The organism is Streptosporangium sp. NPDC049644, from assembly GCF_040675205.1.
GTDB classification, from domain to species: Bacteria; Actinomycetota; Actinomycetes; order Streptosporangiales; family Streptosporangiaceae; genus Streptosporangium; species Streptosporangium fukuiense.
Genome location: NZ_JBFAOJ010000169.1, coordinates 2,274 through 5,949, shown reverse-complemented (window position 1 = coordinate 5,949; position 3,676 = coordinate 2,274). Strand labels below are relative to the sequence as shown.

Annotated in this window: 11 protein-coding genes; all 11 read left to right on the top strand. The window is 68.9% G+C overall.

The window, feature by feature from the left end:
* Positions 1–20: 20 nt before the first annotated feature.
* The 11 genes from AB0J58_RS42875 to AB0J58_RS42825 all read left to right on the top strand — a co-directional run bounded on the left by AB0J58_RS42875 (position 21) and on the right by AB0J58_RS42825 (position 3,567).
* Positions 21–260, top strand: a complete 240-nt coding sequence (locus AB0J58_RS42875) for a helix-turn-helix domain-containing protein (protein ID WP_357795985.1) — start codon at positions 21–23, stop codon at positions 258–260.
* Entirely contained in the window at positions 260–610 is a 351-nt protein-coding gene (locus AB0J58_RS42870) for a hypothetical protein (protein ID WP_357795987.1), read from the top strand. Before AB0J58_RS42875 ends, AB0J58_RS42870 begins: the two co-directional genes overlap by 1 nt.
* Positions 607–738 carry a hypothetical protein gene (locus tag AB0J58_RS42865; protein WP_357795990.1) on the top strand — a complete coding sequence of 44 codons (132 nt, stop codon included), beginning with the start codon at positions 607–609 and terminating at the stop codon, positions 736–738. Before AB0J58_RS42870 ends, AB0J58_RS42865 begins: the two co-directional genes overlap by 4 nt.
* Positions 739–824: 86 nt before the next feature.
* Entirely contained in the window at positions 825–1,181 is a 357-nt protein-coding gene (locus AB0J58_RS42860; RefSeq protein ID WP_357795993.1) for a hypothetical protein, read from the top strand.
* Positions 1,178–1,582, top strand: a complete 405-nt coding sequence (locus AB0J58_RS42855) for a hypothetical protein (protein ID WP_357795995.1) — start codon at positions 1,178–1,180, stop codon at positions 1,580–1,582. Before AB0J58_RS42860 ends, AB0J58_RS42855 begins: the two co-directional genes overlap by 4 nt.
* Positions 1,582–1,818: a hypothetical protein gene (locus AB0J58_RS42850; protein WP_357795998.1), complete on the top strand. Its 237-nt coding sequence runs from the start codon at positions 1,582–1,584 to the stop codon at positions 1,816–1,818. The genes AB0J58_RS42855 and AB0J58_RS42850 overlap by 1 nt, the downstream gene beginning before the upstream one ends.
* A complete protein-coding gene (locus AB0J58_RS42845) occupies positions 1,815–2,222 on the top strand; it encodes a hypothetical protein (RefSeq protein ID WP_357795999.1) in 408 nt (135 codons plus the stop codon). The genes AB0J58_RS42850 and AB0J58_RS42845 overlap by 4 nt, the downstream gene beginning before the upstream one ends.
* On the top strand, positions 2,215–2,853 hold the full coding sequence (locus tag AB0J58_RS42840; RefSeq protein WP_357796002.1) for a hypothetical protein: 639 nt from the start codon (positions 2,215–2,217) through the stop codon (positions 2,851–2,853). The genes AB0J58_RS42845 and AB0J58_RS42840 overlap by 8 nt, the downstream gene beginning before the upstream one ends.
* Positions 2,850–3,080 carry a BldC family transcriptional regulator gene (locus tag AB0J58_RS42835; protein WP_357796004.1) on the top strand — a complete coding sequence of 77 codons (231 nt, stop codon included), beginning with the start codon at positions 2,850–2,852 and terminating at the stop codon, positions 3,078–3,080. Before AB0J58_RS42840 ends, AB0J58_RS42835 begins: the two co-directional genes overlap by 4 nt.
* Entirely contained in the window at positions 3,077–3,427 is a 351-nt protein-coding gene (locus AB0J58_RS42830) for a hypothetical protein (RefSeq protein WP_364227177.1), read from the top strand. Before AB0J58_RS42835 ends, AB0J58_RS42830 begins: the two co-directional genes overlap by 4 nt.
* Positions 3,427–3,567: a hypothetical protein gene (locus tag AB0J58_RS42825; RefSeq protein WP_357797450.1), complete on the top strand. Its 141-nt coding sequence runs from the start codon at positions 3,427–3,429 to the stop codon at positions 3,565–3,567. Before AB0J58_RS42830 ends, AB0J58_RS42825 begins: the two co-directional genes overlap by 1 nt.
* Positions 3,568–3,676 lie beyond the last annotated feature (109 nt).

Sequence of the window (3,676 nt, the reverse complement as noted above, 5' to 3'; positions counted from 1 at the left end):
AACCTAGTAGCGTCCCTCACATGCACGAAGCACCTCACAGCGTCGAGCCCCCGGCGGAGCCCCCTCCCGAGGTCGAGACGCTGCTCTACACGCCCGAACAGGCCGCGGAGATCGTCAACCTCTCGCGGTTCTGGCTTGTTAAAGAGGCCCGCGAGGGACGGATCAGCCACCACAGGGTCGGAAAGCTTTACCGCTTCTCCCGCGAGAACCTCGACGAGATCAAGACCGTGACCGCTCAGCCCGCCCGCCGGGGGGCCTGATGGCCCTGGTCATCGACAAGCACGAGCTCGCTGAACTCATCGGGCCAATCTGCAAGGTGTCCTGGATCGAAGCCCAATGCCGGGCCAAGAAGATCCCCCACACCCGCATCGGCAACAAGTACGGGTTCACGCACGAGCACGTCGCCGAGATCCTCGCCATGCACGAGCGTCGCCCCGAACCCCAGCAGCCAGCCGCCGCCCCCGAGCCAGCGCCTCGACGTAAGAGCCGGGCGCCCCGGACACCCCGGGCGCTTCCCCCGCCGACCCCGGGCGGGGTCACACCGCTGCGTGACCGCGGTCTGCCCGTGCACCGGCTCCGCGGCAGAGCGATGCCGGACATCGCATCATGAGCGCCCCGTTGAGCCCCCACGAGATGCAGGAGCACGGCGCCGCGTACCTGGTGATCGGCGTTTTCCGCCGCGCTGAGGAGCTTCGCCGGCTGGACCGCGAGGCCGACCGTGAGGCCGTCTCCCCCTGACCTAAGTGCGGGCCTGGCCGTGCGACCGACCAGGACCCGCGAGACCCACCCGCTCACGAGACATCAAAGAGAGAGCAGGCAGATCAATGACCAGTATCACCCACGCGCCGGCGGCTTCCCCGTCGGTCGCCGTGATGACGGCCGAGGAGCTCGCGGCGTTCGCGAAGCGCCTGACGACGCTGCCCATCGCCCCCGGCGAGCGGCGGATCGTGCTCGGCCACCTGCAGGAGGCCATGCAGCACCTGTTCGACGCCGCGCTCGCGGTGTCGATCGGCCTCGCCGAGGACGGTCCGGACGCCGAGGAGGCGCGGGATGCCGCACACGAGGCGGCCCTCGCCGCGTCGGTCACGAGGGACCGCTTCAGCGAGGCGGTCGCCTCGATCGAGGACATGGAGCAGGACGCGCTCGTGTCGGCTGGCGCCCAGGACGGGGGCCAGGCATGAGCGACTCCCCGATCACCGTGCGCTTGCCGCGCCTCATGCTCGACCTGCTCGTGCCCGACGGCTCGACCCTCGCGCAGTCCTGGGTCGTGCTGATCGGCGAGCGCGAGCAGCTCAGCACCACCCCGGACGGACAGGCGGTGTACGGCGACGTCACCAGATGGTCGCCGATCCTGCCGGTCGCCGACTGGGTCGACGCGAGGGCATTCGCCTACCGGCTGGGCGAGTCGTCGCTCGGCGGCATCGAGCCGGACGAATGGACCTGGTCCCCGGTCAGCGACGAGTGCCCCGAACTGGCCGAGCTGTACGGCGTCATCGACAGCCACGACGCGCAGACCGAGGTGGCCATCGCCCCGCTGACGGCGCTGCTGCGCGACGAGCCCCAGGACGGGGGCCAGTCCTGATGGCCGCCCGCACCGTCCTCGCCCCGGACCACCCCGAGTGCATCGCCCTCGCCCGGCGGATCGCCGTGCTGGAGCAGCAGGACTACCTCTCGCTTTCGCAGGAGCGCCGTTCGGAGATACACCGGCTCCACCTCGCCCTGGAGGCCAAGCTCCGCCCCCTGAACGCCTCGCACACCGTCGGGTTTAGTGCGGCGGCCGCCCTGATCCGTGAGCAGGCTGCGGCGGTGGTCGCGTGAAGACCTCCGAGAACATCCTCAACGCCGCCATCGGCGTGCTCGTCGACCGCGGACGGGCGTTCGCCGACTACGGAGGCACCACCGGGCCGGTGTGCGGGCTAGGTGCCATCGCTGTCGCCGCCGGGCTGGAGCCCGACGCGTGGCGGTACCTGAGCGAGGACCCCGAGGCGCTGTGGAGCCCGGCGGAGGTCGCGATGGTGGGTGCGGCTCGTCGCCTGCTCGCGACCGTCGCGCCGTGGCTGGACGCCGCTGACACGCCGCTGGACGACCTGATCTCGCTGCTGGGCGACTGGTACGACCGGGCCACCGACTCGGTGCTGTTCGGTGCGCTGCTCCTCGCTGGTCTTCCGCTCGTTCCCGCCCTCTCCCTTCCTGAGCAGACCGAGGAGCCCGCCCATGTCTGAGGAGAAGATCGCGGAGCGCTTCAAGCGCGAGACCGCCAACCACGTCATGGAGATCAAGCACGACGACGGCCTGTACAGGCACCTGAGGTTCCGGAATCCGAAGCGTGGCACCTACTGGTTCGACCTGGTCACATGGCCCGGCAAGCTGTCGATCACTGGAGACATCGACGGCTACGTTTTCTCCTGCGCCGAGGACGTGTTCGGGTTCTTCCGAGCGTCCGCTTGGCAGGGCGCCCCCAACCCCACGTACTGGGACGAGAAGGTCGTCGCGAGCCGCGACAGCGTGAAGACGTTCTCGCCGGACCTGTTCAACCAGCAGGTCGCCGACGAACTCAGGAAAGCCGAGCGGCACTACCCCGGCGTCACCGAGGCGTGGAACGAGAAGGTCAACGCCTTCTTCGCCGAGTACAACACCGAGAACGAGTACGGCGCGCTCGCTGCATTGAACGGCTTCGAGTTCTGGCCTGGAGGTGACGAAAGAGGAGAGGTTTTCCGCTTTCACGACACCCATGATTGGCAGCTCAAGGACTACGACTGGTCGTTCCTGTGGGCCTGCCACGCGATCGTGTGGGGCATCGCCGAGTACGACCGTGCGCGGTCCGCTGCTGTGCAGGGCGGTGAGGTGGCATGAGCGCCGCTAACCGCCGTAAGGCCGACCGGTCTGCCGATGGCGACCGCCTGCTCACCCCTGGCGAGGTCGCCATCCTCATGAGGGTTGACCCCAAAACTGTGACCCGTTGGGCGAACGCGGGTCGAATCGAGTCGATCCGCACGCCAGGAGGCCACCGTCGGATCCCGAGCTCGGCTGTGGACGCGCTGCTGCGCGGCGACTCCCCGCAGGGCGGTGAGAGCCGGTGATCCTCAACGAGTACGGGCGGAGCCTCGACACCAACCGGGGCGTGTGGTCGATCGAAGCCAAGCACGCCCGCCCCGGCGGCGACGTAGACGTGATCCTCGCGTTCCGCCCCATCGGTTCCTCCGATAGGCGGCACTACGCGTTCCGTCGCGGCGAGTACTGGACGCAGCTCGTCGGGGCGTGGGCGCACCGCTACCAGGCGATCCCCGCAGCGGCTCGGGAAACGCAGACGCAGGTGCTCACGCATCGGGCGCTGATCCCACTGCTGGAGCTGGCGCTCAACCTGGCGGACTTCCCTGACGCGGTCCTCGCCTCCGCTGAGCACGACGCGGACGAGGTGGAGCAGTGATGGACGGCTGGGAGGACGCCATGAGCGCCTACCTCGCCCAAGACGAGCCGCTCCCGGTCGCTCGTGACCCGCGGAACCCCGCCGAGGACGAGATGACCGACGAAGACAACGAGAACTACGAGCAGGAGAAGCGCACCTGATGGCGATCAACTCCGACTACAACGAGGTCGCGACGCGGATCGTTGAGGCCCGCAAGAAGCACCCCGAGGGCATCCTCCAGCCGCTTGACCCCACCACCCCTTACAAGAG

What these genes read in the sequence shown, in the direction of transcription:
- AB0J58_RS42870 (WP_357795987.1), top strand. Translation starts at nt 260, where the DNA reads ATGGCCCTGGTCATCGACAAGCACGAGCTCGCTGAACTCATCGGGCCA.
- AB0J58_RS42840 (WP_357796002.1), top strand. Translation starts at nt 2,215, where the DNA reads ATGTCTGAGGAGAAGATCGCGGAGCGCTTCAAGCGCGAGACCGCCAAC.
- AB0J58_RS42860 (WP_357795993.1), top strand. Translation starts at nt 825, where the DNA reads ATGACCAGTATCACCCACGCGCCGGCGGCTTCCCCGTCGGTCGCCGTG.
- AB0J58_RS42835 (WP_357796004.1), top strand. Translation starts at nt 2,850, where the DNA reads ATGAGCGCCGCTAACCGCCGTAAGGCCGACCGGTCTGCCGATGGCGAC.
- AB0J58_RS42825 (WP_357797450.1), top strand. Translation starts at nt 3,427, where the DNA reads ATGGACGGCTGGGAGGACGCCATGAGCGCCTACCTCGCCCAAGACGAG.
- AB0J58_RS42865 (WP_357795990.1), top strand. Translation starts at nt 607, where the DNA reads ATGAGCGCCCCGTTGAGCCCCCACGAGATGCAGGAGCACGGCGCCGCG.
- AB0J58_RS42855 (WP_357795995.1), top strand. Translation starts at nt 1,178, where the DNA reads ATGAGCGACTCCCCGATCACCGTGCGCTTGCCGCGCCTCATGCTCGAC.
- AB0J58_RS42850 (WP_357795998.1), top strand. Translation starts at nt 1,582, where the DNA reads ATGGCCGCCCGCACCGTCCTCGCCCCGGACCACCCCGAGTGCATCGCC.
- AB0J58_RS42875 (WP_357795985.1), top strand. Translation starts at nt 21, where the DNA reads ATGCACGAAGCACCTCACAGCGTCGAGCCCCCGGCGGAGCCCCCTCCC.